28 protein-coding genes and 1 tRNA gene are annotated in these 26620 nt (G+C 67.4%); 18 read left to right on the top strand and 11 right to left on the bottom strand.

Annotation, left to right across the window (positions count from 1 at the left end; genetic code table 11):
- Window positions 1-9 precede the first annotated feature (9 nt).
- From pyrC to ruvX, 3 genes are read right to left on the bottom strand one after another with little or no spacing between them, the layout of a single operon-like run.
- Window positions 10-1296, bottom strand: coding sequence for a dihydroorotase (pyrC, locus tag LC068_RS01680; protein WP_226634000.1), 1287 nt, complete (start codon window positions 1294-1296; stop codon window positions 10-12).
- Window positions 1293-2279 (bottom strand): aspartate carbamoyltransferase catalytic subunit, encoded by a 987-nt coding sequence (locus tag LC068_RS01675; RefSeq protein WP_226633998.1) that lies wholly within the window; start codon window positions 2277-2279, stop codon window positions 1293-1295. The genes pyrC and LC068_RS01675 overlap by 4 nt, the downstream gene beginning before the upstream one ends.
- Before the next feature lie 51 nt (window positions 2280-2330).
- Window positions 2331-2795, bottom strand: coding sequence for a Holliday junction resolvase RuvX (gene ruvX / locus LC068_RS01670; RefSeq protein WP_226633995.1), 465 nt, complete (start codon window positions 2793-2795; stop codon window positions 2331-2333).
- Between the two features lie 71 nt (window positions 2796-2866).
- Here ruvX and LC068_RS01665 point away from each other — a divergent pair, with 71 nt between their 5' ends.
- The 4 genes from LC068_RS01665 to LC068_RS01650 all read left to right on the top strand — a co-directional run bounded on the left by LC068_RS01665 (window position 2867) and on the right by LC068_RS01650 (window position 5911).
- Window positions 2867-3430, top strand: coding sequence for a hypothetical protein (locus LC068_RS01665; protein ID WP_226633993.1), 564 nt, complete (start codon window positions 2867-2869; stop codon window positions 3428-3430).
- An 85-nt stretch (window positions 3431-3515) separates the two neighbouring features.
- Window positions 3516-3803, top strand: a complete 288-nt coding sequence (gene gatC / locus LC068_RS01660; RefSeq protein ID WP_209117594.1) for an Asp-tRNA(Asn)/Glu-tRNA(Gln) amidotransferase subunit GatC — start codon at window positions 3516-3518, stop codon at window positions 3801-3803.
- A complete protein-coding gene (gene gatA, locus LC068_RS01655; RefSeq protein ID WP_226633991.1) occupies window positions 3804-5282 on the top strand; it encodes an Asp-tRNA(Asn)/Glu-tRNA(Gln) amidotransferase subunit GatA in 1479 nt (492 codons plus the stop codon). It abuts the gene before it with no gap.
- Window positions 5276-5911 carry a hypothetical protein gene (locus LC068_RS01650; protein WP_226633989.1) on the top strand — a complete coding sequence of 212 codons (636 nt, stop codon included), beginning with the start codon at window positions 5276-5278 and terminating at the stop codon, window positions 5909-5911. Before gatA ends, LC068_RS01650 begins: the two co-directional genes overlap by 7 nt.
- Window positions 5912-5920: 9 nt before the next feature.
- Here the strand turns inward: LC068_RS01650 and LC068_RS01645 are convergent, their stop codons facing one another.
- Window positions 5921-6241 (bottom strand): hypothetical protein, encoded by a 321-nt coding sequence (locus LC068_RS01645; protein ID WP_226633987.1) that lies wholly within the window; start codon window positions 6239-6241, stop codon window positions 5921-5923.
- Between the two features lie 112 nt (window positions 6242-6353).
- Here LC068_RS01645 and LC068_RS01640 point away from each other — a divergent pair, with 112 nt between their 5' ends.
- Complete coding sequence (locus LC068_RS01640; protein ID WP_226633985.1) at window positions 6354-6902, top strand: hypothetical protein; 549 nt, start codon at window positions 6354-6356, stop codon at window positions 6900-6902.
- Window positions 6895-8400: an Asp-tRNA(Asn)/Glu-tRNA(Gln) amidotransferase subunit GatB gene (gene gatB / locus LC068_RS01635; protein ID WP_226633983.1), complete on the top strand. Its 1506-nt coding sequence runs from the start codon at window positions 6895-6897 to the stop codon at window positions 8398-8400. The genes LC068_RS01640 and gatB overlap by 8 nt, the downstream gene beginning before the upstream one ends.
- A gap of 97 nt (window positions 8401-8497) precedes the next feature.
- On the opposite strand, the gene LC068_RS13770 is transcribed toward gatB, so the two are convergent.
- Complete coding sequence (locus tag LC068_RS13770; protein WP_264182092.1) at window positions 8498-9391, bottom strand: RcnB family protein; 894 nt, start codon at window positions 9389-9391, stop codon at window positions 8498-8500.
- A 161-nt stretch (window positions 9392-9552) separates the two neighbouring features.
- Window positions 9553-10128: an RcnB family protein gene (locus LC068_RS01625; RefSeq protein WP_226633981.1), complete on the bottom strand. Its 576-nt coding sequence runs from the start codon at window positions 10126-10128 to the stop codon at window positions 9553-9555.
- 160 nt (window positions 10129-10288) lie between these two features.
- Here LC068_RS01625 and LC068_RS01620 point away from each other — a divergent pair, with 160 nt between their 5' ends.
- Together LC068_RS01620 and LC068_RS01615 are read left to right on the top strand one after the other, a co-directional pair.
- Window positions 10289-11014, top strand: a complete 726-nt coding sequence (locus LC068_RS01620) for a glutathione S-transferase N-terminal domain-containing protein (RefSeq protein WP_226633979.1) — start codon at window positions 10289-10291, stop codon at window positions 11012-11014.
- Between the two features lie 188 nt (window positions 11015-11202).
- Window positions 11203-11502 carry a sel1 repeat family protein gene (locus tag LC068_RS01615; RefSeq protein ID WP_226633976.1) on the top strand — a complete coding sequence of 100 codons (300 nt, stop codon included), beginning with the start codon at window positions 11203-11205 and terminating at the stop codon, window positions 11500-11502.
- Here LC068_RS01615 and LC068_RS01610 read toward each other — a convergent pair.
- Window positions 11499-12233, bottom strand: a complete 735-nt coding sequence (locus LC068_RS01610; RefSeq protein ID WP_226633974.1) for a polysaccharide biosynthesis/export family protein — start codon at window positions 12231-12233, stop codon at window positions 11499-11501. The two genes, LC068_RS01615 and LC068_RS01610, sit on opposite strands and share 4 nt — an antisense overlap.
- Window positions 12234-12352: 119 nt before the next feature.
- Between LC068_RS01610 and LC068_RS01605 the strand changes: the two genes are divergently transcribed.
- On the top strand, window positions 12353-13795 hold the full coding sequence (locus LC068_RS01605; protein ID WP_226633972.1) for a GumC family protein: 1443 nt from the start codon (window positions 12353-12355) through the stop codon (window positions 13793-13795).
- A gap of 51 nt (window positions 13796-13846) precedes the next feature.
- Window positions 13847-14548, top strand: coding sequence for a P-loop NTPase family protein (locus LC068_RS01600; protein WP_226633970.1), 702 nt, complete (start codon window positions 13847-13849; stop codon window positions 14546-14548).
- Here the strand turns inward: LC068_RS01600 and LC068_RS01595 are convergent.
- Genes LC068_RS01595 through LC068_RS01580 form a run of 4 tightly spaced genes read right to left on the bottom strand, consistent with a single transcriptional unit; the run spans window position 14545 to window position 19444 of the window.
- Window positions 14545-15483 (bottom strand): glycosyltransferase family 2 protein, encoded by a 939-nt coding sequence (locus LC068_RS01595; RefSeq protein WP_226633968.1) that lies wholly within the window; start codon window positions 15481-15483, stop codon window positions 14545-14547. The genes LC068_RS01600 and LC068_RS01595 overlap by 4 nt on opposite strands.
- Window positions 15483-16418 (bottom strand): glycosyltransferase family 2 protein, encoded by a 936-nt coding sequence (locus tag LC068_RS01590; protein ID WP_226633966.1) that lies wholly within the window; start codon window positions 16416-16418, stop codon window positions 15483-15485. The genes LC068_RS01595 and LC068_RS01590 overlap by 1 nt, the downstream gene beginning before the upstream one ends.
- Window positions 16415-17866 carry an oligosaccharide flippase family protein gene (locus tag LC068_RS01585; protein WP_226633964.1) on the bottom strand — a complete coding sequence of 484 codons (1452 nt, stop codon included), beginning with the start codon at window positions 17864-17866 and terminating at the stop codon, window positions 16415-16417. The genes LC068_RS01590 and LC068_RS01585 overlap by 4 nt, the downstream gene beginning before the upstream one ends.
- 6 nt (window positions 17867-17872) lie before the next feature.
- Window positions 17873-19444 (bottom strand): exopolysaccharide biosynthesis polyprenyl glycosylphosphotransferase, encoded by a 1572-nt coding sequence (locus LC068_RS01580; RefSeq protein WP_226633962.1) that lies wholly within the window; start codon window positions 19442-19444, stop codon window positions 17873-17875.
- A gap of 138 nt (window positions 19445-19582) precedes the next feature.
- On the opposite strand from LC068_RS01580, the gene LC068_RS01575 reads away from it, so the two are divergent.
- The 8 genes from LC068_RS01575 (at window position 19583) to LC068_RS01540 (ending at window position 26589) form a co-directional block, all read left to right on the top strand.
- Window positions 19583-19674 (top strand) — tRNA-Ser (locus tag LC068_RS01575).
- 51 nt (window positions 19675-19725) lie between these two features.
- Window positions 19726-20631, top strand: coding sequence for a phosphoenolpyruvate carboxykinase (ATP) (locus tag LC068_RS01570; protein ID WP_226633960.1), 906 nt, complete (start codon window positions 19726-19728; stop codon window positions 20629-20631).
- Window positions 20628-20921, top strand: a complete 294-nt coding sequence (locus LC068_RS01565) for a PqqD family peptide modification chaperone (RefSeq protein WP_226633958.1) — start codon at window positions 20628-20630, stop codon at window positions 20919-20921. The genes LC068_RS01570 and LC068_RS01565 overlap by 4 nt, the downstream gene beginning before the upstream one ends.
- A 150-nt stretch (window positions 20922-21071) precedes the next feature.
- The gene (locus tag LC068_RS01560; RefSeq protein ID WP_226633955.1) at window positions 21072-21218 is read left to right on the top strand and encodes a hypothetical protein; all 147 of its coding nucleotides are present in this window, start codon (window positions 21072-21074) and stop codon (window positions 21216-21218) included.
- A 167-nt stretch (window positions 21219-21385) separates the two neighbouring features.
- Window positions 21386-23257, top strand: a complete 1872-nt coding sequence (locus LC068_RS01555) for an asparagine synthetase B family protein (protein ID WP_226633953.1) — start codon at window positions 21386-21388, stop codon at window positions 23255-23257.
- Window positions 23250-24992, top strand: coding sequence for an ATP-binding cassette domain-containing protein (locus tag LC068_RS01550; protein ID WP_226633951.1), 1743 nt, complete (start codon window positions 23250-23252; stop codon window positions 24990-24992). Before LC068_RS01555 ends, LC068_RS01550 begins: the two co-directional genes overlap by 8 nt.
- Window positions 24989-26161, top strand: coding sequence for a nucleotidyltransferase domain-containing protein (locus tag LC068_RS01545; protein ID WP_226633949.1), 1173 nt, complete (start codon window positions 24989-24991; stop codon window positions 26159-26161). The genes LC068_RS01550 and LC068_RS01545 overlap by 4 nt, the downstream gene beginning before the upstream one ends.
- Complete coding sequence (locus tag LC068_RS01540) at window positions 26158-26589, top strand: lasso peptide biosynthesis B2 protein (RefSeq protein WP_226633947.1); 432 nt, start codon at window positions 26158-26160, stop codon at window positions 26587-26589. Before LC068_RS01545 ends, LC068_RS01540 begins: the two co-directional genes overlap by 4 nt.
- Window positions 26590-26620: the final 31 nt, after the last annotated feature.

Genomic DNA, 26620 nt, shown 5'->3' with positions numbered 1-26620 from the left:
TGCCGCAAGTCAGGCGGTGAAGATCGAGCGCCCGGCGACCCAGGTCCGCTCGACCCGGCCTTGCAGCCGCCGGTTGTCGAACGGCGAGTTCTTGGACTTGGACCTGAGGGTCGATGCATCGATGACTACGGGGGCCGCCGGATCGAACAGGATCAGGTCCGCGGGCGCGTCCTCGGCCAGCCGTCCGGCGGACAGTCCCAGCAGCTCGGCAGGGCCGCAGGTGAGGGGGCGCAGCACGTCCAGAAGATCGAGGCCGTCCTCGTGGTGCAGCCCGAGCGCTGCGGGCAGCAGGGTCTGCAGGCCGACTGCCCCCGGCACGGCCTCGGCGAACGGGCGGCGCTTGTCCTCGGCCGGCGCCGGGGCGTGGGCCGAGGTGATCACATCGATCCGGCCATCCCGCACGGCCTCGATCAGGGCCAGACGGTCGCTCTCGTCCCGCAGCGGCGGGTCCAGCCGGTAGAAGGTCCGATAGTCCCCGATATCCACCTCGTTAAAGCGCAGGTGGTTGATCGAGGCACTGGCCGCGACCTCCAGCCCCCGCTGGCGCGCCCGGTCCAGGGTCTCCAGCGCGCCCGCCGTCGAGATCTGGTCGACCAGGAAGCGCGCACCGGTCTGCTCGACAAGCGCCAGGTCGCGCTCCAGCTGCATGCGCTCGGCGATGGCCGGAACAGACGAGAGGCCCAGCCGGGTGGCCAGTTCGCCGGAGGTCGCCACGGCCCCTTCCGCCAGCCACGGATCATGGGGCCGGCAGGCGATCAGGGCATTGAACGCGGCGGCATAGCTCATGACCCGCATCAGGGTGCGGCTGTCGGGGATCACGCGGTCCACGTCGGTGAAATAGAGAGCGCCTGCTTCCTGCATCAGGCCGATCTCGGCCATCAGCTTGCCGTCACAGCCCTGGGTCGCGGCGCCGGCCGCGAGGATATTCACCAGACCCAGGGCGGCGCCCCGGCGCTGGATGAAGTCGACCATGGCGGGGTCGTCGACCGCAGGCGCCGTGTCTGGCTGGATGACCAGGGTCGTCACACCCCCGGCTGCGGCCGACAGGGCGGCGGACTTGAGCGTTTCCTTGGGCTCGGCGCCCGGCTCGCCCGTCTTGACCCGGATATCGATCAGGCCGGGCGACAGGCAGAGGCCCCCGGCGTCGACAACCTCGTCGCCGTCGGTGGGCACGAAGCCCGCGCCCTTGTGCACAGCGGTGATGCGGCCGTCGGCAATGTGCAGGGCGCCCTGACCGTCATAGTCGGTGGCGGGGTCGAGCAGGCGGGCGTTTATGATCCAGAAGGGGGCGCTCACAGTCGGGCCTCCTCGCGTCGGCGTGACAGGCTGGCCAGCACGGCCATGCGCGCGGACACGCCCATCTCGACCTGGGTCTGGATCAGCGAGATGTCCGGATCGTCGGCGATATCCGAGTCGATCTCGACGCCGCGGTTCATGGGGCCGGGGTGCATGACCCGCACACCCGGCGCGGCCACACGCAGCTTTTCCCGGTCCAGCCCCCAGAAGCGGTAGTATTCCCGCGTCGACGGGACCAGCGCGCCCTGCATCCGCTCCAGCTGAAGGCGCAGCATCATGACCACGTCGCAGCCTTCCAGGCCCTTGCGCATGTCATGGTAGACCTCGCAGCCCCAGCGGTCTGCATCGCCAGGCACCAGGGTCGGCGGCCCCACCAGCCGCACGCGCGCCCCCATCATCGACAGCAGGGCCACGTTCGAGCGCGCGACGCGGCTGTGGGCCACGTCGCCACAGATGGCGACCGTCAGCCCCCCCACATCGCCGAACTCCCGCTTGAGCGTAAGAAGGTCCAGCAGCGCCTGGGTGGGGTGCTCGTGCCGCCCGTCGCCCGCATTGACCACGGCGCAGCCCACCTTCTGCGACAGCAGGTCGGCGGCACCCGAGGCCGAGTGGCGCACGACCAGCACGTCCGGCTTCATCGCATTCAGGGTAGCGGCCGTGTCGATCAGGGTCTCGCCCTTGGCGACCGACGACGACCGCGGGCTCAGGCTCACGACATCGGCCCCCAGCCGGCGCGCCGCGATCTCGAACGAGGCGCTGGTGCGGGTGGAGTTCTCAAAAAACAGGTTCACCACCGTCCGGCCCGCCATCAGGTCTAGCGACTTGGCCGTGCCCTGGTTGAGCTCGACGAAGCCGTCGGCCAGTTCCAGCACATCGCGTGCGGTCTGGGCGTTCAGATCGGTGACGGACAGGAAATGGTCCCGGGGGAACGGCCTCAGCCGGTCCTGGATGACGGTCAGAAGGTCTGTGTCGGGTCGGGCCATCGACGGGCGGCTATAGGCCGATGCGGGCCAAAACGAAAGCGCGAACCGCGATCAGGGCCGCAGACTGTCGAGCGCACCCTGAAGGATCCAGGCCGCCGCATTGCGGTCAACCACGGCGCCCCGGCGGGCCCGGCTCATATCCAGATCCTCGACCAGAAACCGTTCGACCGCCGAGGTCGACAGACGCTCGTCCCAGAAGGCGACCGGAATGTCACGCAGCCGGTCCAGATTGCGGGCGAAGGCGCGGCTGGACTGGGCCCTCGGTCCCTCGGTGCCATCCATGTTGAGCGGCAGGCCGATCACCAGTGCCGTGGCGCCGCGCGCCTCCATCAGCCGGAACAGCTGGTGGGCGTCCTCCGTAAACTTGGTCCGTCGGATGACCTGAAAAGGAGAGGCGATCATGCGCGTCGCGTCCGAGGCGGCGACTCCGATCGTCTTGCTGCCGAGATCCAGCCCCAGCCAGGGCGTCCCCGGCGGGCATGAGGCGGCAAGCTCGGACAGGGGAACCACGGACACGTGGCAGGCGATAGGGCTTGCTGCCAGGGCTGTCAAAGCCGAAGCTGGCCGCGGGAAACGGGAGGTTGGATATGAAGCGGATCGTGATCGTCGGCGCCTGCGGGCTGCTCCTGGCCGGGACTGCGGGCTGTGATCGCCTGTCAGCCGCATGGGAGGGCTTCAACAATCCCGGTCCCGTGGAGCGACCGACGGCACCCCCCGCGTCGACGCCGACGCCCGCCCCCGACGGCAGCCTGGTGGAGGCGGGTCAGGCCGTGGTCCTGCAGCCCGAGACCGATGATGCCCTGCAGACTGCCGCTGCGGTGGTGGCGCTCGACTATCTGCCGGATCAGGGCGATCTGACCGCCAAGATGTTCGGTACCGCCGGCGGCGACCCGGCCATGAACGGCCTCTATACCTACATCGCCTTCTTCCAAAGCCCCGCCGAAGGCTGGCGCGTCTTCCGCATCGGTGACTATCTCGAGTACCAGATCCAGGCGGTATCGGCCGGTCGCGTCGAGCTGATGCTCAACGAGAGCGTGATGGATCAGGGGACCAGCGAGATCGGCAGCCGCCAGACCGCTGTCATCCTGAGCTTCGCGCCCGGCCCGGACGGCGCGGTGCCCGAGACGGTGACCGTCACCCCGGCGCGCTAGTGCCCGCCTTGTGAATCCGGCCCCGTGCCGCTAATCCCGCCGTTCGGGCCGTGTGCCCGTTCACCCCTGCTGTGGAGAGGCCGGAATGGCGATCGACGCCGCGACGGTGCGCAAGGTGGCGCATCTCGCCCGTATCAAGACCCCCGAGGAGCGGCTGGAGCCGCTGGCCCGCGAGCTGAGCGGCATTCTGGACTGGATCGAGCAGCTGAACGAGGTCGACGTCGAGGGCGTCGAGCCCATGACGTCGAACGTGGCCCAGCCCCTGCGTCTGCGCGACGACGTCGTGACCGACGGTGACAAGGTCGCGGACGTGCTCTCGAATGCGCCGAAGTCGGCTGATGGCTTCTTCGTCGTGCCCAAGGTGGTCGAATAGATGAGCGACCTGACGAAACTGACCCTCAAGGCCGCGCTGGACGGCCTCAAGGCCCGCGATTTCTCGTCGGAAGAGATCACCCGTGCCTTCGTGACGACTATCGAAGCCGCCAACCCGGCTCTCAACGCCTATGTCGTGCAGACGACCGACAAGGCGCTCGACATGGCCCGCGCGTCCGACGCGCGTCTGGCGAAGGGCGAGGGTGGGGCACTGGAAGGCGCCCCGCTCGGCATCAAGGACCTGTTCTGCACCGACGGCGTCCAGACGACCGCCGGCTCGAACATGCTGAAGGGCTTCGTCCCGCCCTATGAATCGACCGTCACGGCCAATCTGTGGGCCGATGGCGCGGTCATGCTGGGCAAGCTCAACATGGACGAGTTCGCCATGGGCTCGTCGAACGAGACCTCGGCCTTTGGTCCGGTCCGGAATCCCTGGAAATCAAAGGCCTCGAACGCCGAGCTGACGCCGGGTGGTAGCTCGGGCGGCTCGGCCTCGGCGGTTGCGGGTGACCTGTGCCTGGCCGCGACGGCCTCCGACACCGGCGGCTCGATCCGCCAGCCCGCCGCCTTTACCGGCACGGTCGGCATCAAGCCGACCTATGGCCGCGCCAGCCGCTTCGGCATGGTCGCCTTCGCCTCCTCGCTGGATCAGGCCGGGCCGATCACCAAGACGGTCGAGGACGCGGCCATCCTTTTGCGGTCCATGTGCTCCTTCGACCCGAAGGACTCCACCAGCCTTGACATCGACACCCCTGACTGGACCGCCAGTCTCGGCAAGGGTGTGAAGGGCCTGCGCATCGGCGTGCCGAAGGAATATGTCGTCGACGGCATGCCGACCGAGATCCAGGCGCTGTGGGAGAAGGGCGTCGAGTGGCTGAAGGCCGCGGGCGCCGAGATCGTCGAGATCAGCCTGCCGCACACCAAATATGCCCTGCCGGCCTATTACATCATCGCCCCGGCCGAAGCCTCGTCGAACCTCGCCCGCTATGACGGCATGCGCTTCGGCCATCGCGCGAGCGACGCGAAATCGCTGACCGATCTCTACGAAACCAGCCGTGCCGAAGGCTTCGGAACCGAGGTCCAGCGTCGCCTGACCATCGGTGCCTATGTGCTGTCGGCGGGATTCTATGACGCCTATTACGTCCGCGCGCTCAAGGTTCGCCGCCGCATCGCCCAGGACTTCGACGCGGTCTGGGACAAGGTGGACGCCATCCTTACCCCCTCGACGCCCTCGGCCGCCTTTGCCTTGGGCGACAAGGAAATCGACCCGATCCAGATGTATCTGAACGACATTTTCACCGTGACCGCCAACCTTGCGGGTCTGCCGGGTATTTCGGTGCCCGCCGGTGTCGACAGCGGTGGCCTCCCCCTCGGCCTTCAGGTCATCGGCAAGGCCCTGGACGAGGCGACCGTCTTCCAGGTCGCCGACGTGCTGGAGCAGTCGGCCGGCTTCACCGCGCGGCCGGAGCGGTGGTGGTAGTCGACACTAGAAAACGCGCGCTCTATTTCCGGGACGGCGAGGTGGCGTCGCGGTTCACGTTCGATATGGCCGCTTCGGCCTCACGCCGGTTTGATCTGGCCGATCCCGAGGCCTGGCACAGCGACTTCATGCTCGGGTTTCTGTGCCGCCATGCCGTTTGGGGCATGAATCTCGTCCATAACCGGATCATGTGGTGGAATCGGATCGATCTGCTACGCCCGAACGACGCGCTCCCCATCGCGGCAGACATAGTCCTGTTGAATGCTCCGTCCCGCCTGCCCGTGGATGAGGCGCGGGCGAGACTTCGGTTCGCCGAGCTTATACCGGTCGACATTGAACGCTACGAGGCGAGCGATTTTGGCAAAGGCATCTGGACCGCGGATCGCATACTGTTCGGAGCACTGGCGCACCAGTTCTCTGACGATCCGTGCGGCACAGAAATCCATCGTGCTTACAAACAGTTCAAGACGCTACCGGGTAGGCGGCCCCGCACGATCGAATACAATTTCCGCCACTACAAATGGATCTACGACTTTGCAGTGGCAAAGGTCGTCGGCCCGCTGATTTTCGGCAAGGACGTCTCGGAGCGGGATGCGGCCCAGCGCCTGGGCTTTGACCTGAGCCGCTAAGCAGATGGCCTACTCTTCCAGCGCTTTGATGTCTGCGTCGATGGCGTCGATGATGTCCTGGGTGATGGCGCCTTCGGAGTAGGGCATCACCTCAGCAAGCGTCATGCCTTCGAACTGGGGACGGGCCGGGTGGTCGGCGATGCCCGGCAGGTGCTTGTCGAGGATGGCAGCGGTCGCCGGATCAGCCAGCAGGTCCTTGATCGGGCTGTCGATGGTCGGATGGTCGGCAACGGCGACGATCACCGGCGTGGCGGTCAGGGCAAGGGCCGGCGCGGTGAGGACACCCGTCGACAGGGCAGCGATGGCAGCGGCGGCAAGAATTCTGGACATGGGGGGCTCCTCCCGGTTTCGATCCGGCCAGAGAACCCCGATTTCGTGACGGGCTCAAGACCAAGCGTCCGCATGCCTTCCCGTTCTTTCGTCTGCCCAGTAGGAAAGAGGGATGAAGCAAAGGGTCGTAAAGCTCTTTCGACGGTTCGCCATGGTCGTTTACGGCCTGACGCTTCCTCTATGTCTGCTGGTTCTGTTCGTCGGTGTGGCCGGGGACGACGCCCAGGGGCGGCACCAGCTGAACTGGGGGATGATTCTCGGCTCTGTTCTGGCGATGGCGGTGCTGGTCTGGCGCCTCCGCCTGAACAGGCGCGCGCTCGGTGGTCCTGGCGCGATCCCGACTCTGCGGCGCCTGCTTCTGGTGTTCGTTCCACTGGGCATCGTCGCGGTCGCAGGTGTTCTGATGGCCGCGATAGGGTTGGTCTGGACCGCACTCGGCATCTGGATGGTCGTTGATCCGCAAAATGCCCAGTCGCTGCTCTACATGCCTGCCGGCCCTCTCGACGTCCGGATTTCCGGAGTCGTGCTTGTGTTCATCGGGCTGGTCTGCGTGGCCATTGGCGCCGTGCTCAGCCTGTTTTTCTTACGCCTGTTCCGCCGTAAAACGCCTGAAATGACTTCCCCGGATAACGGCGCCGACCTAGAAGCAGGGCATGACTGACACCGCGACCACTACCAAAACCATCCGGGGCCGTACCGGCGACTGGGAAATCGTCATGGGGCTGGAGATCCACGCCCAGGTGGCGTCGAAGGCCAAGCTGTTCTCGGGGGCGGCTGTCGGCTTTGGCGCCGGCCCGAACGAACAGGTGTCGCTGGTCGATGCGGGCTTTCCCGGCATGCTGCCGACGCTGAACAAATTCTGCGTGGAACAGGCGGTGCGCACCGGCCTGGGTCTGAATGCCAAGATCAATAAATTCAGCCAGTTCGACCGCAAGAACTATTTCTATCCCGACCTGCCGACCGGCTATCAGATCAGCCAGCTGTATCACCCGATCGTCGGTGAGGGCGTGGTCGAGGTCGAGGCCGAGGACGGCAGCTTCTTCAACGTCGGTATCGAGCGCCTGCACCTGGAACAGGACGCCGGCAAGCTGATCCACGACCTGTCGCCGACCGAGAGCTATGTCGACCTGAACCGGTCGGGCACCGCCCTGATGGAGATCGTCTCGCGTCCGGACCTGCGCACGCCCGAAGAGGCGGTCGCCTACGTCAAGAAAATCCGGACCATCCTGATCTATCTGGGCACCTGCGACGGCGACATGGAGAAGGGCAACCTGCGCGCTGACGTCAACGTCTCGGTATGCCGCGCCGGGGGCTATGACGCCTTCAAGGCGACGGGCGACTTCAGCCATCTGGGCACGCGCTGCGAGATCAAGAACGTCAACAGCTTCCGCTTCATTTCTCAGGCGATCCAGTATGAGGCTCGTCGCCAGATCGAGATCCTCGAGGACGGCGGCTCGATCACCCAGGAAACCCGGCTGTTCGATCCGGTGAAGGGCGAAACCCGCTCGATGCGCTCCAAGGAAGAGGCGCACGACTATCGCTACTTCCCCGACCCGGACCTGCTGCCGCTGGAAATCGAGCAGGCGTGGATCGACAGCATCAAGGCCTCCCTGCCGGAACTGCCCGACGCCAAGCGCAAGCGGCTGATGGCCGACTACGGCCTGTCGCAATACGACGCCATTGTGCTGATCTCGGAACAGGCCAAGGCCGACTATTTCGAGGCCGCCGCCAAGGGGCGCGATGCCAAGCTGGTCGCCAACTGGGTCACCAATGAGCTGTCGGCGCGGCTCGCTGCGAACGACCTGGACTTCGACCAGAGCCCGGTCCCTGCAGCCCATGTCGCCGAACTGGTCGAACTGATCGAGACGAACGTCATCTCTTCCAAGATCGCCAAGGAGGTCTTTGATCACGTCTGGAACGGTGAGGGCTCACCCGCCGAGGTGGTGGAGAAGCATGGCCTGAAGCAGGTCACCGACACGGGCGCCATCGAGAAGGCGGTGGACGAGATCATCGCCGCCAACTCCGACAAGGCCGCCGCCGTCGCCGAAAAGCCCCAGGCCATCGGCTGGTTCGTCGGTCAGGTCATGAAGGCCACCGGCGGCAAGGCCAACCCGGCTGCCGTCAACGAGATCCTGAAGGCCAAGCTGGGTATTGCCTGATGCGCTGACGCTCGCGACGCAGTTGCTCGCCGCTTGAGCGCCATGGAAAAGGGCCCGGAGATCGCTCTCCGGGCCCTTCGTCATTGCGGCCTGACGCCTACCAGCGCCAGAAGTCGTAGACGACGTCGATGATGTAGCCGTCATATTCGTCGATCAGATAGATGTGGTTGTCGACGTAGACCCAGCGCGTGCCCTGGGGCGGGAAGCCCAGCCCGTAGGTGCGATAGTCATTCAGCTGGTAGCGCCAGAAGATCGACGGCAGATAGTCGCCCTCGCTCCAGCGGCGGCCCCAGTACTGGCGCGGCACCGAATAGTAGCCGTAGTCCGGGGCGAAGTAGAAGCCGACACGGACGCCGGAATAGCCCCGGAACGAGCGGTGGTTGCGCCACCAATCCGAGCGGTGACGACGGTCCCAGTCGCGCCGCCAGTTGTCGCGGCTCCAGCTGCGCCGGAACTCCCGGTAGTCGCGCCGGTCACGACGGTTTTCGTAGCGGTCCTCGCGCCGGTCCTGACGCCACTCGCGGCGGTCCTCGCGGCGATCCTGGCGGTCCTCACGGCGATCCTGGCGGTTGTCGCGGCGATCCTCACGTCGGTCCTGACGGTTCTCCCGCCGATCCTGACGATTCTCGCCCCGGTCACCCCGGCGGTCCTGCCGGTTCTCGCCCCGATCCTGACGGCGATCGCCCCGGTCCTCGCGGCGATCCTGGCGCCGGTCCTGCCGGTCGTCACGACGGTCCTCTCGCCGGTCCTGCCGGTCTTCGCGGCGGTCCTGACGTGTGCCGCCCCGATCCTGCCGCGGCTGTTGCGGAGGTTGCGTCTGCGGCTGCTGGCGGTCCTCGCGTCGCTGTTCGCGGCGCTGGGTGCGTGCTTCGCTGCGGCGGTCGCCGCGATCCTGACGGGCCTCGGCCTGCTGGGCCTGGGCGACCGCAGGCGCAATGGCCGGAGCCACGAACGCCGTCAGGGCACTGAAGACCAAAAGGGTACGTTTCATCTCGATGTCCTTGTCGCCCCTGTCTGTCATCACGATCGATGATCTGTGCCAAGGCTTGGCAGGAACAGGCTGAACCGTATGTGAACGAAATCTGACCCGCCGAAACGCAAAACCCCGCGCGGTTGTCCACGCGGGGCTTGTCGATCGGAGCTTGCTGGAGGCTACCAGATGTCCAGCAATACGTCCGCGATGACGCCGGTCGCCAGGGCCACCAGCAGGATGTCATTGTCCGCATGGACCCAGCGGTAGCCGCGCGGCGCGGGTCTCAGTCCATAGTAGTAGGGATCCCGCACATAATAGCGGTGATAGGTCGACGGCAGCCGTGAACCGCGTTGCCAGCGATAGCCGTAGTAGCGCGGCTCGACCCGGTAATAGCCGTAGCCCGGCGCATACCAGTAGCCGTTGCGGCGCCCGCGATAGTCACGGAAGTCCGACCGGCCGCGCCACCAGTCGCGGTTGTTGCGATCCCAGCGGTCGGCGCGTCGGTGATCCCGATAGTCCCGCCGGTCATCCCGGCGTTCGTTGCGCCAGTCACGACGGTCCTCACGCCGGTCGCGGCGCCAGTCACGCCGGTCATCGCGTCGGTCACGGCGGTAGTCGCGCCGGTCCTCCCGTCGGTCCTGCCGCCACTCGCGGCGGTCGTCGCGGTCGCGGCGGCTTTGTGCTTCGGCGATGGCGGGAACGGCCAGGGTGGCCATGGTGAGCGCGACGATGGCCGCGCGGGAAAGATGCCTCATGGTACATGCTCCGGTTTGGGGGGCCGGTGGATCAGGTGATCCGCGAGGCCGACAGGCTGTCGGTCCGGAAATGAACCCCGCCTGAACGCTCTGGTCAGGAAGCCCTTGTGGCGGGCCAGCCCGGTGCCCAGATGCAGGACCAAGGCGCAGGAGGCCCCGCATGACCCAACCCATCGAACTCTGGTACTGGCCCACGCCGAACGGCTGGAAGGTGTCCATCGCCCTCGAAGAGATGGGACTGCCCTATGAGCTGAAGCCCGTGAACATCGGCCGGGGCGAGCAGTTCGAGCCGGCCTTCCAGGCCATCAGCCCCAACGGCCGGATGCCGGCCATCGTCGATCCGGACGGGCCCGACGGCCAGCCGCTCTCGATCTTCGAGTCCGGAGCGATCCTTCAGTACCTGGCTTTGAAATCGGGCCAGTTCTATCCCGAGGATGTGCGCAAGCGCGTCGAGGTCGACCAGTGGCTGTTCTGGCAGGTCGGCGGTCTGGGCCCCATGGCAGGTCAGACCCATCACTTCCGCCAATATGCGCCGGCCATGATCAAGGACCAGCGCCAGATCGCCTATGGTGTGCGCCGCTATACGGACGAGACCCATCGTCTCTATGGTGTGCTGGATCGCCGTTTGGCCGACCGTGAATTCGTCGCCGGGGACTATTCCATTGCCGACATGGCTATATGGCCGTGGATCCTGCCGACCCATCAGGGACAGGACCTGGCCGAATTCCCCAACCTCGCCGCCTGGCTGGACCGGGTCGGCGCCCGCCCGGCCGTCAAGGCAGGGAGGGCCGTGGGCGACGAACTGCGCGGTAATCTGGGCGCCGCTGGCAAGGACGCGGAAGACGCACGCAAGCTTCTGTTCGGCCAGCGCGCCCGCAAGGCCTGACACTGGGCGTCAACCGTAAAGCGGGCCTCAACAAGCGATTGACGCCCAGTAAATACAGCAACTTGCGTTCATGACTTGGTGACACAAAAGTCGTCGCGAGCCCCTCTGCTGTTAACGCTAACTTCAATCGCGACCGGTTTTATCGGGACCATCGGCGGGCCAGAATGGCCTCGGCTGGAGGGACTGAGATGACGGCGCAAGAAATGGCGCACGACGCTGAACCGGGCGGCCTGCCGCTGCCCACCCCGGACATGGACGGCGACGCCCTGTTCAAACTGGGCCTGATGTATTCGGCCGGGCAGGGGGGCTGTCCCCTCGACCGCGTGTCGGCCCACATGATCTTCAACCTGGCGGCCATGAAGGGCTCGATCGAGGCCCGCGACTATCGGCGCGAGATGTCGATGGAGATGGACCGCGAGGAAATCAGCGAGGCCCAACGGGCCGCGCGCCGCTGGATCGACGCAGGCTCGGCCACGCTCGCCGCCTAGAACTGCTGGTACTGCCCGTTGATCGTGTAGGTGAACCCGATGGGCAGGGCGTTGCGGATCTGGGTGAAGAAGTTGGCCAGCTCGCCCAGGTTGGAGCGCGGCACGAACAGGATGTCGCCTCGCCGCAGGGCGACGATCTCGCCGCGCCGGGGCCGGAGGTCCAGCACCCGCATCATCCGGGTGCCGCCGGGCCCGCGCCGGATCAGGGCGACCTGGGTCGGCTTGGCGGTCGGCAGGAAGCCGCCCGCCTGGATGATGGCCTGATAGGCATCGATGTCGCCGGCCATGTCATAGACCCCCGGCGTACGAACCTCTCCATCCACCCACACCTTGAGCGGCCCGGCCTGCTTCAGGGTCACCTCGACAACCGGCCGGACCAGTTCGCTCGACAGGGCGTCGCTGACCGCGGATTCCAGTTCGAACAGGGTGCGGTCCGCCGCCATCACCTGCCCGACGAGGGGCAGGGACACGCGGCCATCGGGCCCGACGCGCACGGTCCGGGTCAACTCGGGCGCCGTCGGCGTGGCGACCTCGATCTCATCCCCCGGATAAAGGACGTACTCGGGCTCGGCGTCGGTCCAGTCGGCAAACGGAATGTCGGGGAAGCTGCTGGCCGACGCCGGTGCGACCCGCCCGTAGCCCGGTTGCGGCATGCGGCCGCCATTCCCGCCACAGGCCGAAAGCCCGAGCGCCGCGCCCAGCAGCAGCAGGTGTCTGCGATCGACCGTCATTCCGTCCCGTTCCGACTCATTCTGATCAGGTACAGGCACTGTCGGGGAACGTGGGTAACCGATGGTTAACGCCGCCCATTGAGGATCGGCTGACCCTCTCGACAGGATTCTCCGCCCGTATGCGTTCCGCCGCCACATATTCCGCCCGACCGCGGTACGACCTGGCGGACATAGTCGGCCTTTTGATCCGCCAGATCGGCGTGATGCTGCTGGTGTTCCTCGTCATCGTCGCGCTCGGCACCGTGGCGGTCATGACCCTGAAGAAGACCTACACCGCCGAGGCCCGAATTTTCGCAGGCGTCGGTCAGGAATATGTCTATCAGCCACGCGTAGGTCTGACGGAGCGCGGGCAGGCGCCCGACGCAGATGCCGTGACCCAATCCGAAGCCGCCATCCTGGACAGCCAGGAGGTCAAGCAGCAGGTCGTGCGCACGCTCGGCCCGGCCGCCATTCTGGGCGACAAGGCCAGCGGCAGTCGCGCGGCCCAGGAGGCTCAGGCCATGAAGGCACTGGCGGGTGGCCTGAAGATCGGGGTGTCACCCGGCAGCCCGGTCATCGCGGTGGGCTATGAAAGCGGCAATGCCCAGCGCTCGGCCACCGTTCTGAACGCCATCGTGGATGCCTATCTGGCCTACCGGCGCGAGCTGTTCACCGACCGCAGCACCGATGCCAATCTGGCCCAGCAACAGGCGTTCGAGGACGATCTGGCCCGGGCCGATGCCGAGTATCAGGCCTTCCTGCGGTCCAACGACATTGGCGATTTCGCGGCCGCGAAGGCGGGATATGCGACCAGCTACCAGACGGTGTACGCGGACCGCCTGTCGACCCAGGCCCAGTTGAACCAGACCGACCAGCGCCTCCGCACGCTGGAGGCACAGCTGGCGCAGACGCCGCCGGAAATCGCTCTGCAGCAGGACCTGAACGTCTCGGCCCAGGACCAGATTCTGCAGGCCCGCAATGAGCGCGAGGCCCTGCTGGCGCGCTACCTGCCGGACTCACAGCCGGTGCGCGACATCGAGGCGCGCATCGCCCAGCTGGAGAACTATGTCGCCTCGGGCGGCGGTGTCGGCGTGAGGGAGGTCCGTACCGGGCCGAACCCCATCTGGACCGAGCTCGAGACCACTCGCATCAACCTTCAGGCTGATCGCGATTCGCTTCAGGCCCGGCTGGCCACGCTCGACAGGCAGTTGGAACAGATCAAGGCACGCCAGTCCGACCTGATCCAGGTCGAGTCGCAGAACGCCACCTTGGCCAGTGAGCGCGAGGTGCTGTCGGCCAACATCCGCGAGTTCCAGCAGCGAACATCCCAGAGCCGCGCGGACAGTGCGCTGGTTCAGGCCGGCGCCGACAATGTGACCGTCATCGAGCGGGCCGTCGCGCCGACGACCGGCAAGAGCCTGAAGCTGCCGCTGCTGGCGTTGGTCATCCTGTTCGCGGGCTTCACCGCCCTGTGCGTGGGTCTGGTCCGGATCTTCTCGCGGCGCGACTTCGCCACTGCCGAAGTGGTCGGGCGCACCCTCGATATGCCGGTACTGGCCGTCGCGCCGATGAAGGCCCGGTGAGGCCGCGCGCATGGTAGCCTCGGGCGTGGTGAGGCGTGTGACACCGATTCGATGATCGATCTGACGACCGAAATGGCAGAACTGTGGGCCGCCCTGGGCCCCGGGCGCGGACATCGCGGTCGCGTCGTGCTGTTCGTGTCGGCCCTGGCGGGCGAGGGGACCTCGACAGTCGCTCGGGAATACGCCCGGCTGGCCGCTGTCCGCGCGCGCCGGCCGGTCTGGCTGATCGATGCCGACCTTCTGCAGCAGGACCAGATGAGCGCCATCGGCGGGGATCCCGAGCGCTTCGGCCAGCTGGGGCGTCCGGCCCATGCCTCGCCTGACGGATCCAGCTTCTTTGCCATCACTCCGCCGCTGGTCGGCAAGGATGGGCAGCCCGTGGCTCCGGCACGGTTGCTGACGGCGCGTCCGGCGCTGGGCGGGCGGCTGTGGGTGACCCGCTTCAATCAGGAAGTGCTGCGCTCCGGCCAGCGCGCCGAGGCGATCGACGACGGGCGCTACTGGGATGCCCTCAGGGGCCACGCCGAGACCGTGGTGATCGACGCCCCCTCGGCGGATCGCAGCGACCTGGCCCTGATCCTCGCGCCGCTCGCGGATGTGACCGTGCTGGTGGTGGCGGGACAGGCGACCGAGGCGGCCGCTCCGGTGGCGCTGCGCGACGAGATCGAGGCGGTCGGCGGCAATATTGCGGGCGTGGTGGTCAATCGCTCCACCTATCGCGCGCCGCAGCTGTTGCGCCGGCTGACGGCCTAGGCGGCGGCCCGGTCCAGGCGCTGCAACTCGGCCGTTCCGTAGAAGCGCGGCTCTAGCCCCGGCATCCACAGCACCTTGCCCAGACCGCGGACGGCCCGGTCGAGGATTCGGGCGCGCTCGGGCCGATGCAGGGCCACCAGCGGCAGGGCTACCAGACCCCAGGCGACGAGCTGGGCCGCGCCGACCGCCATCCATTTGGCCACGGCCAGCAGGTCCTTGCGACCCCACGCAGCCTGCGACGGACTTTGGCCATAGGCAAAGGCGCGCGACAGGGCATAGCCGAGATTGGCCCGGTGCGCCGGGGCGACCTCGTCCACCCACGCCCCTGCCGACCAGCCGAACCGGCCGCCCCGCGCTTCCAAGGCAGCGAACAAGGCGTCGTCCTCTCCTCCCGAATGGTCCCAGCGCACCTCGAATGGCGTGTCCCCGGGCAGGGCGGTGGCCCGTACCATCAGGCTATTGCCGCAGCCGTACGGATGATCGATCAGGCCATCGGCGGACGGCCCTTCGCGGCCGAAGAAGGTTTCGAGATAGGGGCGCAGGTCCTCGGGTGCCCCCGGCGCACGCCCCTGGATCGGCCCGAATACGACGTCGGCACCGGTCGAGGCCTGGCTTTCCAGCAGGCTGGCCAGCCAGCGGGGGGAGGCGATCTCGTCATCGTCCAGAAAGGCGATCAGGGGCGCCTGCGTCGCCGCCAGCCCGGCATTCCGCGCCGACGCCACACCGGACCTCGGCTCGTGCACATAGACGACGGGCACGGACGCGTCCTTGAATCCGTCCACCACCGACCGGCTGCTCGGCCGGCGATCGTTGTCGACGACCACGATCTCGGACAGGCGTCCCCCGACCTGCTCCTGCGCCATCAGCGAGGCGAGGGCGGCGGCCAGTCCCTCGGGACGCCGCAGGGTGGGGACGAGGACGGCGACGCGGTCCATCAGACGGCCTCCGCATAGAGCGCAGCCCGGTAGAGCCTGAGCGCGAACGCCCGCGCCCCTGCCGGCAGCCAGTCCTGGAGCACGGTGCTCCGGACGACGCTCCTCAGGGCCCCCCGTGCCGGCAGCCGCCGGATCAGGCGGGCCGCCCGATAGCTGGGATAGGTGGCGACCACCGTCGGGTGGCGGGCGATGACGCGGGCGAAGTTGTCAGCCGACTGTTCGTACTTGGCCATCAGGCTGGCCGTGGTGTCGAGGCCCATGTGGGTGGCGGGAATGTCGACGTGCCGGACGGCATGGTTCCGGGCCACGCGCATGGCCCATTCCACGTCCTCCCAGCCCCAGCCGGAAAAGGCGGGGTCGAAGGCTTCCGCCGCAAACACATCGCGCCGCACCAGCAGGTTCGAGGTATAGACGTATTTCTCCGGCGCCTGCTCACGCGCCTCGACCGACAGGCACTCTGATTTCAGGGCGATGGACCGGTGCACGGCGTAGCGGGCGTCGGTCGGGGCCTGCATCAGCGAGAAGCCGCCAAAAGCGACGGCGGGGTCCTCGCGCTGGATCAGGGCGAGCCAGGCGGCAAGGAAGTCGGAGCGGTCCGGCCGCATGTCGCTGTCCAGGAACAGCCAGCTGTTCCCGCGGGCCGCCGACGCCAGCCGGTTGCGGCCCCGCGATCGGCCTTCATTGGCGGTCAGGGTGATCAGGCGCGCAGGCAGGCGGAGCGTCGTTACGCGCTGCTCCAGCGCGGCTGTCAGTTTCGCATCGCCTGTGCCGTCATCCAGCAGCACAATCTCGACCTGGCCGTTCAGGTCCGGGGCCTCGGCCTCCAGCCGGTTCAGAAGATCCGTGGGATCGTCGCGCAGAAACGGGATCAGCACCGACAGACGCGGGGTGGCACTGGCCCACGCCGGACTGTCCGTCATACGGGCGCGGCTCATGCGGGGGCTCCGCGGGCCTTCAGGCGTCGCAGGCGCTCGACCAGCACGTCCCGGATCCCGGCGGCGTTGAGCGTGACCACGACGGCGCCATAGACAAGCGCGCCGACGCCTGCGTCCGTCATCAGTTCGAGGAAGCCCCCTGTGCGCGGCAGGCGGGTGACCACGAGCGCCATGGCGCCCGAAGCCACGCCGATGCGGATCAGGCTGTCGACCGGAATGGGCAGGGCCACCACGCGCCGCCCGATCAGGATCACCGACGTCAGCCCGATGGCCAGACTGGCCGCCGTCGCCCAGGCCGCGCCCATGACGCCATGCAGCGGGATCAGGATGAGGTTCAGCAGCACATTGGTCGCCGCCGGAATGGCCATGGTCACGAACAGCAGGCTGGTGCGCTTGCCGAGGGTGAAGGCCTGGCCGAAGTAATAGCTGGACAGGCCGGACATCAGGGCGGCCAGGGCGATCCAGGGGGTGATGGCCGCAGCCGCACCGCGCAGGTGCTCGCCGATCATGAACTCCGCCATCGGGCGCGCCACCAGAGCCAGCCCCACCGCCGCCGGAATACCGATCAAAAGAAAGGTCGAGGCCTGTTCGCGGGCGGCTTCCTTCAGACCGGCATGGCCGTGACGTTCCAGCGCCATCACAAGCGCCGGCCCCCCCGCAGCCCCCAGCCAGATGAACAGAACATCCAGGGTGCGGTTCGCGAGACTGTAGGCCGCGTGATAGGCGCCGGTCGCCGCTTCATCCATGAAGACGGCCAGCAGGATGCGGTCGGTCGAGCCCAGAACCAGCGTCAGGGCCAGCGACACGGCAATCGGATAGCCATAGCGCGCATAGGACAACAGGCGCTGCGGATCGGCCCGACCCCCGCGCGCGAACCGTAGTTCGGCGGGCAGGGCAAACGGCAGCAGCACCAACGGCGCCAGCGCCAGCCCGATCAACGGCGAGGCAGCCCCCGCGCCCAGGACCGCAAAGACCACGCCGAACCCCAGACCGCCGACGGCCGTGAAGATGTCCATCCAGGCGGATTTGGCGACCTCGCCCGAGGCGCGGTACCGCTCCTGAACCAGCCGCGCCAGGCACCGGACCGGCACGCCCGCGACCCCGACTGCCACCGCTACACGGAACGCTGTATCCATCGGCCACAGCCAGATGGCCAGCCCCATGACCGGCAGGAAGATCAGAGTGAGGGCAAAGGTCGCCTGATAGAGGCCGGCGAAGTGATCGGCCAGCGACGGCCCCTCGCTCTCGGCCGCCCAGAAGCGGGCCATGGCCGCCTCGATCCAGGTGAAGACCGCCACGTGCGTCAGGCTGAAAACCGCAAAGGCGACGGCATAGCGACCGAAATCATCCGGGCTCAGCAGCCGGGTGAAGGCGACCAGCGTCAGAAAGCCGACCACCCCCTGCACAATATTGGCGGGCAGATAGCCCCAGACCCCGCGCCAGAACATCGCGCCCTACCGAACCGCCAGCCGGTCGCCCAGCAGGACAGGCACCGTGACCAGCATGATCCAGAGGTCCATCCAGAGCGACTGGCGCTCGACATATTCCACGTCCAGCTGGACCCGCCGGCGGACGTCCTGGGCGGTGTGCAGAGGCCCGCGAGAGCCATGAATGGCGGCCCAGCCGGTCATGCCCGGCTTGATCCGGTGCCGGTGGGCATAGTCGGCGACCAGACGCGCGGACTCGATCTGGCCGGTCTTCATGCCGATGGCGTGGGGACGGGGGCCGACCAGGCTCATCTCGCCCTTCAGCACATTCACCAGCTGGGGCAGTTCATCGAGGCTGGTCGAGCGCAGGAACCGGCCGAGGCGGGTGATGCGATCGTCGTCGTGGGTCACCTGCCGGCTGGCCGTCGCGTCGGCGGCCTCCTGCTTCATGGTGCGGAATTTCCAGACCACGATCTCCTCGTGGTTGAAGCCGTGCCGGCGCTGGCGGAAGAAGGCCGGGCCGCGGCTGTCCAGCTTTACCAGAAGGGCAATCACCGCCATCACCGGCGCCAGCAGCACCAGGGCAACACCGCCGATGATCAGGTCCTGAAGACGCTTGTTGAAGGCGCGGCGGTCATCGTCGATCTGGCCGTTCAGACGTGACAGCCGCGAGCGCGCGAGACGCTCCATGGCGGCGGCCCGGAGACGTCCGTCTTCGGTATCGACCAGCAGGCTGACGGGATTGGGCAGGGCGGTCAGCCGCCGCGTCAGGTCACGCACCCTTTCCTCGGCGCGGGGGTCGATGGCCAGCACGACGCGATCGACATAGGGCAGGATTCGGTGCGCCATCAGCGCCTCGCTGTCGCCCAGAACCGGCACGCCCTCGACTGCCCTCGGCGAGCGCGCCATGCGATCATCAAACACGCCGATGATGTTGAGGTCCCGCCGCTGCATGGCTTCACGGATCATGGACTCGGCGTGGCGGGTGGCCCCGACCAGCACGACGTTGGGCGTCAGGGCGCCGTTCTCCCGCATGCGCCGGATCAACTCCAGCCAGCACAGGTGCAGGCCATAGAGGGTGACGAGCGTCAGCGCCCCCCACACCAGCAGAAGGGTGAAGTGGATGTCGCCCAGCAGCCCTCCGACCGCGACGGCCGCCACGCCGCCACAGGCCACCAGGCCGCTGACGGCACCGAGGTGCAGAATGTCAGACTGGGTCTGGCCAAACCGGTAGACGTCAATCGAGCGCATCAGCGCCAGCGTGACAGCCGCGCCCGTGATGACCGGCAGGACATCGGCGACCCGCGCATCGCCCAGCCCGTCCGGCGTCAGCAGGAACAGGGCCAGCAGGGTCACGACCGCCACGCACAGCACATCGATCGCATGGAAATAGTGGACCGAGAGCCGCGCACGCGCCCGCTCCCGCGCATTCAGCCAGACCCCGGGACGGAAGGGCCCGCGCCGGTGCGCGGCCGCGTCGGGGGAGGCCGCTTCGCCGCTCACCGCCGCGCGTGCCATGGCCTGCAAGCCCGCAGCATCCAGTGCCTCGTCGGCGTCGGATGAGGGCTCAGGCAGGGCGTTGGCAGGGCTGTTGGACATGCGGCGGATCGGCTTTCGGAGAGTGTCATCGCCACCCCACCACATCCGGCTGACTGTCGCGTTAACGCAGGGGCCGCAATATCGCGCTCATCCCCCTGTTGCGCGTCCGCGCGTGCTCGGCTATCGACGGCGCCTGCCGGAGACGTGGCCGAGTGGCTGAAGGCAACGGTTTGCTAAATCGTCGTACCCTGTAAGGGGTACCGAGGGTTCGAATCCCTCCGTCTCCGCCAGACCTTCCTTTCCCTGTTGTCAGATTTTGCAAAACGGGCCAGCAGGGGCGTGTGCCCGACTATGCCTGTTTCAACCTGTGCCTGCGTTCCGAGATTCCGCTTCCGGAGTTGACCGGGATCGCCGCGCCCGGGTCCCGGGACATCGTCACTGTGAGCCGTGGCGCCGTCGAGGATATCGGCGCCGGGACCCTCTGGCATGAGGGCCGGGTCACGATCCTGAACCTGCCGGGCATTGGTCGTTTCCGTATCGAGGCGGGAGCCTCGATCGTGGTGGATGTCGCGGCGGGCTGCTCGGACCGGAACCTCAGACTGTTCCTGCTCGGCTCGGCGCTGGGCGTCCTTGTTCACCAGCGTGGCCTCTTCCCGCTCCATGCCAATGCGGTGATAATTGACGGGAGGGCGGTGGCCTTCACGGGGCCTTCTGGCGCGGGAAAGTCGACTCTGGCGGCGTGGTTTTCCGATCGCGGCTACCCGGTCCTGTGCGACGACGTCTGCGTGATCGGCGTGGAGGGGGGCGCGCCGGTGGCCTACCGCGGTCTGCCGCGTCTCAAGCTATGGGCGGATGCGGCCGAGAAGAGAGGCCAGACGCTTGAAGCGCTTGAGCGCGTTCATGACGACCTCGACAAATACCAGATGCCCCTGCCGGTCGAGGTCGACGAGACCCCGGTGCCGCTCGCCGCTGTCATCCGTTTGAAGCGGGCGGGGGAGGGGGACGGCACTCTGACGCGTTTGCGGGGCAGAAGCGCACTGCAACTGCTGATGTCGGAAACCTATCGGCGCGCGGTGGTCGGCGCCGTCGGGCTGCAGGCAGAGCATTTTCGCAACTGCACCGCTGTGGCGTCGGGCGCTGCCATTCTGGAATGGGCGCGGCCCTGGGGACATGATGTCTTCGATGCCGAGGTCGAGGCAATGGTTGACCGCCTCGTCCGATCAGGGATGGGAAAGGAACTGGCATGAGCCGCACGGAAACGACCTTTGCCGACAGCCAGCGTGTCGTGGCGTCGGGGGACCTGATTACCACCCGCGTCGATGGTGAGGTCATGGCCATGAACGTGGAGCGCGGGACCTGTTACGGGCTGGACGCCATCGGATCGCGCATCTGGGACCTGATCGCGTCCCCTGTCGCCGTCGGCGATGTCATCGGACAACTGACGACGGAGTACGATGTCTCGCGGGAGGTCTGCCGGACCGACGTGCTCGCCCTTCTGACCTCACTCGAATCAGAGGGTTTGATCCGCCGGCTGTGAGGGCTTCGGCAGGCGCCGACCGCCCGCCGGTGGAGGCGCCAGAGCCCGGCAATGCCCGATTTACGGGAACGTCGGCTACTTTACGCGATTGAGTTTGACAGATTTTGCTTCCGTGGCACTGTCTGCCAACCCAGTAAGGATTCAACCGCCATGAGCGACCCTGTCGTCACCCCTGATGAAACGCTTCCGTCCTCGACCGTGAAGACATGGACGGCCCCGCAACTGCAGCGACTGGATGTCGGCCAGGCCGAGAATGACGTCACCCCCGGAAGCGACGGGATCACCTCCGCCTCTTGACCAGTGTCGGGCCGGGCTGGCCGGGTTGGCTCCTTCGGGGCTGATGCCGATCACTGCCGTCGCCTCAAGGGGGCTGCTTTGAATTCGGCGTACGCTGACGCGCGATGACGGCTCTATCGGGATGCTGGCGTCTGGACGGGCGGGCCGTGCTGTCTGAATGCCGAGCCATGAACTACGCCCAGCGCATGTACGGGCTGAACGGCGAGGGCGCATGGGACGGCGGCAACATCGCTTTTGCCCTGCGACGCTCGGACCGGCTGGATGAAGACCACTTCGATGTGCCACCGCTCGTCAGCGGCTGTGGTCGCTATACCCTCATGGCAGATGTGCGGCTGGATGATCGCGCCGGACTGGCCTCTGCGCTCGACATACCGACTGGCGAGGCGGCGGTCATGTCAGACACGCGTCTCGTCCTTCGGGCATGGGAGAAATGGCAGCTCGGTCTGTTTGACCATGTCTACGGTGATTTCGCCCTTGCCGTCTGGGATAGCCACGAACGGCAGCTGACCCTGGCCCGTGACGCTCTGGGAGCCAAGCCGCTGCACTTCCACCACCGGGATGGCTTTGTCGCTTTCGCCTCGATGGCCAAGGGCCTCCATGCCCTGCCTGACGTCCCGATCGAGCCTGATGAAGCGGCGCTCGCCGGCCTGCTGGCCCTGATTCCCGAGAGCGGACCCGGGACGTGGTTCCGTCATGTCTGGCGCGTCGAACCCGGCCACTATGTCCAGTTCGGCCGCCAGGGAATGGTTAGCCGTCGACACTGGAATCCGGATCGCAACCAGCCTGTGCCTGCGGATTTCGAGGCGCAGGTCGAGGGCTTCCGCGAGCTTCTGGATCGCGCGGTCGCCGCGCGGCTGAGGGGGGCGGGAAAGCGGGTCGGCAGTCATCTGAGCGCCGGGCTCGACAGCGCGGCGGTCACGGCCACGGCTGCCCGGCTCATGGCCGACCAGGGGGGGCAGGTGACGGCCTTCACGGCGGCACCCCGACGCGGGGCTGACCTGCCTGGCAAGCCCGGTCGCATCGAAGACGAGTCGCATCTCGCGACCGCGACCGCCCGGCTCTATCCGAACATCGACCACCGGGTCGTGCGTAGCGGTGGACATGACCTCGCCGGCCCTCTGGACCAGGCCTTTCTGCTGTTCGAGCGCCCGGTCCTGAATATCTGCAACCTCGGCTGGACGAACCGCATCAACGACGAGGCCCGCCAGCTTGGACTCGCGGTGATGCTGGTGGGCAATGCGGGGAATATGAGCTTCAGCTACGACGGGATGACCTTGCCCGGGGAGCTCCTGATGCGAGGCGACATCGGCGGACTGGTGCGGGAAGGGCGGGCGCTCGTTCGCTCCGGAAGGATGCGCTGGAAGGGCTATTTCGCCAGAGCCCTCGGACAGTTCGTGCCGGATACGCTCTGGCGCATAGCGGGCCGCAGCCGGGGCCGGGTCACCGGACTGGGCGACTACTCGGCCCTCTCGGAGAGCGCGGCGGTGCAATTCGATATTGCCGCGCGCGCCGATGCGGCGGGCCACGACCTCGGTTACCGCGCCGAATCCGACGCCTTCGCCCAGCGGCTTCGTGTCCTGCGGAGGTTCGATCCCGGCAACTACAACAAGGGCATGCTGGCGGGCTGGGGGCTGGATGTCCGCGATCCGACGGCGGATCGACGCCTGGTAGAGTATTGCCTCGCACTCCCGACGGGGGCGTTTCTGGCCGACGGTCTGCCGCGCCGGTTGGCGCGCGTGGGACTCGCTGACCGGTTGCCTTCGGAGGTCGTTGGCGAACGGGCCAAGGGCTATCAGGCGGCCGACTGGTTTGAGGACCTCGCCAATTCTCGCCACGCGCTGTGCGATGAGGTAGGGCGCCTGCGCCACGTCAAGGGTGCGGCGGACCTGCTGGATCTGGACCGACTGGACGCAGCTCTGGAAAACCTGCCGACCGAGGGATGGGAGCGGCCTGAAGTGGAACGCGAGTATCGTCTGAAGTTGTTGCGCGGCATTTCCACAGGGCATTTCCTCAGGAAGGCGTCTCGTACGAATGCCTGAATCCGGAAAATCCCAGGCGTTGGGTCAGGCAGGGGACTTCGTCCGCGATCTGGCGAATTATGTGGGCCGCCGCACGCCGGGTCTGCTGCTTCTGGTTGCGGCGGGGGCCGTGCTGGAGGGGGCCAGCCTGTTCCTGCTCGTCCCCCTGCTGGGCACCCTGTTCGCCGGGGACAATCCGCTCTCCGGCCTGCCCGCCGCCGTGTGGACCCTTCTCCCGGCTGTCAGGGACTCGGCCCGCCTGCCCGTGATCCTGCTGCTCTTCGGGGGCGTGATGGGCCTGAGAGCTCTTGTCCTTTGGCAGCGCGATCTGCGTCTGGGTGCCCTGCAGATTGGCTACCTGGAGTCAAAGCGGTCGATGCTGGCTCAGGCTCTGGCGGATAGCCGGTGGAGCGAACTCAATGCCATGGGACATGGACGCATCACCCATCTGATGAGCGGCGACATCCAGCGATGCGCCGCAGGGGTCCACTTCCTTCTGCAGGGCAGTGTCGCCGTGGTGTTGGTCGTAGTGCAGGCCGCCGTTGCCGTGATGCTCGCGCCGCAACTGGCCCTTGTTGCGCTTGGCTTTCTCGCCATCGGGGCCCTCGTCATGGGTCGGTGGCTGGGGGCGACGCGCGACATCGGCGCGAAGGTCACCGCAGCGAACATGGCCATCATGGTCGAGCTCGGCCGCTTTCTGGGGGGGCTGAAGGCCGCGATGAGCCAGAATATGGATGCCGCCTTCGTGGCCGGTTTCCGCCGCGACCTCGACCTCGCCGCCCGGCAGCAGATTGCCTTCGTCAACCGGCAGGCCGCCTTGCGCGTGATGTGGAGTTTGCTCGGCGCCGCTGTCGCGTGCGGCGTCCTGATGCTCGGCTATTTCGTGCTGCGGTCGCCGCCGGCCGTCTTGCTGGCCCTGCTGGTTGTCCTGGCGCGAGTTGCCGGCCCCGCTGCGCAGATCCAGTCGGGAATGCAGCAAATCGCCTATGCCCTGCCGGCCTGGCAGGCCCTGCGGCAGATCCTGACCGAACTCCCGGTGCGTGATCGGCCGAAGAGTCAGACGCAGAGGGGGCTTTCCCGGCTCTGTCCGGTCCGCTTTGACGCCGTGACCTGCCTGCACACGGCGTCCGGTGGGCAGGGGGGCATCCGCAACCTCAGCATAACGCTCACGCCCGGAGATATGATCGCGGTCGGTGGCTCCTCCGGCGCAGGCAAGACGACCTTCGCCGACCTGCTCGCGGGCCTGCTGGAGCCGCAGGAGGGCCGTATCACCGTAGGAGATCAGCGACTCGATGCCGGCACAGTCCCGGACTGGCGCGCGAGGCTGGCGTACGTCACCCAGGACCCGCTGCTCTTCAACGACACGGTGCGGACCAATCTCCTCTGGGGCGGGGTCGAGGCTGACGAGGCAGCGATCGCGCGGGCCCTCGAACTCACCGGCGCTGACCAGGTCGTCGACCGGATGCCGCAGGGCCTCGACAGCATTGTGGGAGAGAATGGCGCGCTCGTCTCTGGCGGCGAGCGTCAACGCCTTGCCCTGTCGCGGGCGCTCCTGCGGCGCCCCGAAGTCATGATCCTGGACGAGGCCACCTCCGCGCTCGATGCCGACAGCGAGGCCGCCGTTCTGGCCGCCCTCGCCGCGTTTGAGCCGCGCCCGCTGATTGTGGTCATCTCCCACCGACCCCAGGTCCTGGCGGCGTGCGACCGCCGCCTCACGTTCGAAGCGGGGCGTCTGATCGACGACACCCGCCGATGAACGCGCCTCTTTCGCCGGAACTCCAGCTTGTCGCGGCCTGCTGTCGCCCGGGCGCCGAACGGGCGGTCGATGACGCCGTGGTGCGGCTTGCGGCCCATCCCGGATTGGACGGCAAGGCTCTCCTCGCGACCGTCGCCCGCCACAGGGTTGCGCCCCAGGTCCTTGCGGCCCTGCAAAAGTCCGGCCTCGAGCTTGATTCCGTGACAGGTGCAGGGCTGAGGGACATGGCGTCCCGCGCGGCGATGCGGAGCCTTCTGCTGGCCGGAGAGAGCGTGGCCCTCCAGACGGCCTTCGACCACGCCGGCCTTCATGCCATCTTTTTGAAGGGCACGGCGCTCGCCTGCCTCGTCCATGACGACATCGGCCTCAAGGACTCGTGGGACATCGACCTGCTGGTTCCCCCCGCTCAGGTCGACCCGGCGATCACGCTGCTTGCCGGCCGGGGCTATGTCCTGCATCGCCCCGAAGGGCTGTCGCCCGAGGCCTTCGCTCGCTTCCAGACCGTCTCGAAAGAGTGCGTTCTGGTTCACCCGGTGCGCAAGATATTCGTCGAACTGCATTGGAAACTCGTCGATAATCCGCATGAGCTGGCCGGGCTGAGTCTCTCGCGTACGCGGCATGTGTCGGTGGCATCGGGGCAGTTGCGGACGCTGGCCGACGTCGAGCTGTTTGCCTATCTGACCGTTCACGGCACCCGCCACAGCTGGTCGCGTCTGAAGTGGATCGCGGACGTCGCGGCCTTCCTGCGGCAGAAGTCCGAAGCCGAGGTCCGGAGCCTCAGGGATGAGGCTGTGGCCATGGGCGGCGGACGCGGGCCCGATGTGGCCCTGCACCTTTGTTCGACCCTGTTTGGCATGCCGATTCCGCGCCTGAGTCTGGATCTCGCCGGGCGCTATCTGGTTCAGGGCGCCCTTTTGAATCTGGCCTGGGGCGAGGGTCGGACCGAGGTTTCGGCTCACAGCAGGCCGTGGTGGATGAACCGCATCGGCCGCCACTTCACCGGCGGCTCACGGCAGGCCTTCCTGTCCGAGCTGGCGCGCAACGGTCGGGGCGACCACGACCAGGTCGAGCTTGATCTGCCGCGAGGCCTGACGCCCCTCTACTATCTGCTGCGGCTGCCCCGGTGGCTGTGGCGGCGGGTGGCGCCCGCCGGACGGAGGCCGTCATGAAACTGACCGATGTGCCGATCCTGACCGAGGCGGTATTCGCGCTCGGGATCGGGGCCTTTGCGGTGGCGTGCGTCCCGTTCAGACACCTTGCCCGGGCCCTTCAGACGGCGGGGGGGCGACCGGCCTCCTCGCGGGACGAAATCCTGCAGGTCAGGCGGGCCGTGCGTCGTGCCGCGCGGAACGTGCCCTGGCGGGCGCTGTGCTTCGAACAGGCGTTGGCGGTCCGGGGGATGCTGCGGCGGCGGGGCCTGTCATGCATCCTGCACTACGGCATCGCCCGGGATGCGGCCGCAGGCCCGGGGCTTCAGGCTCACGTGTGGGTGACTTCGGGCGGGCACATGGTAATCGGGGGAGAGGTCGCGCCCCGGTTCGTCGAACTGGCTCGGTTCCCGGCGACAGATCAGGCGGCGACATGCGACAGCATCTAAGGCCGGGGTTGGACGAGGCGTGCACGGGCGC

Source organism: Brevundimonas poindexterae, assembly GCF_020524625.1.
GTDB classification, from domain to species: Bacteria; Pseudomonadota; Alphaproteobacteria; order Caulobacterales; family Caulobacteraceae; genus Brevundimonas; species Brevundimonas poindexterae_A.
The sequence above is the reverse complement of the archived record's forward strand: the minus strand, read 5'-3'. Positions and strand labels throughout refer to the sequence as shown.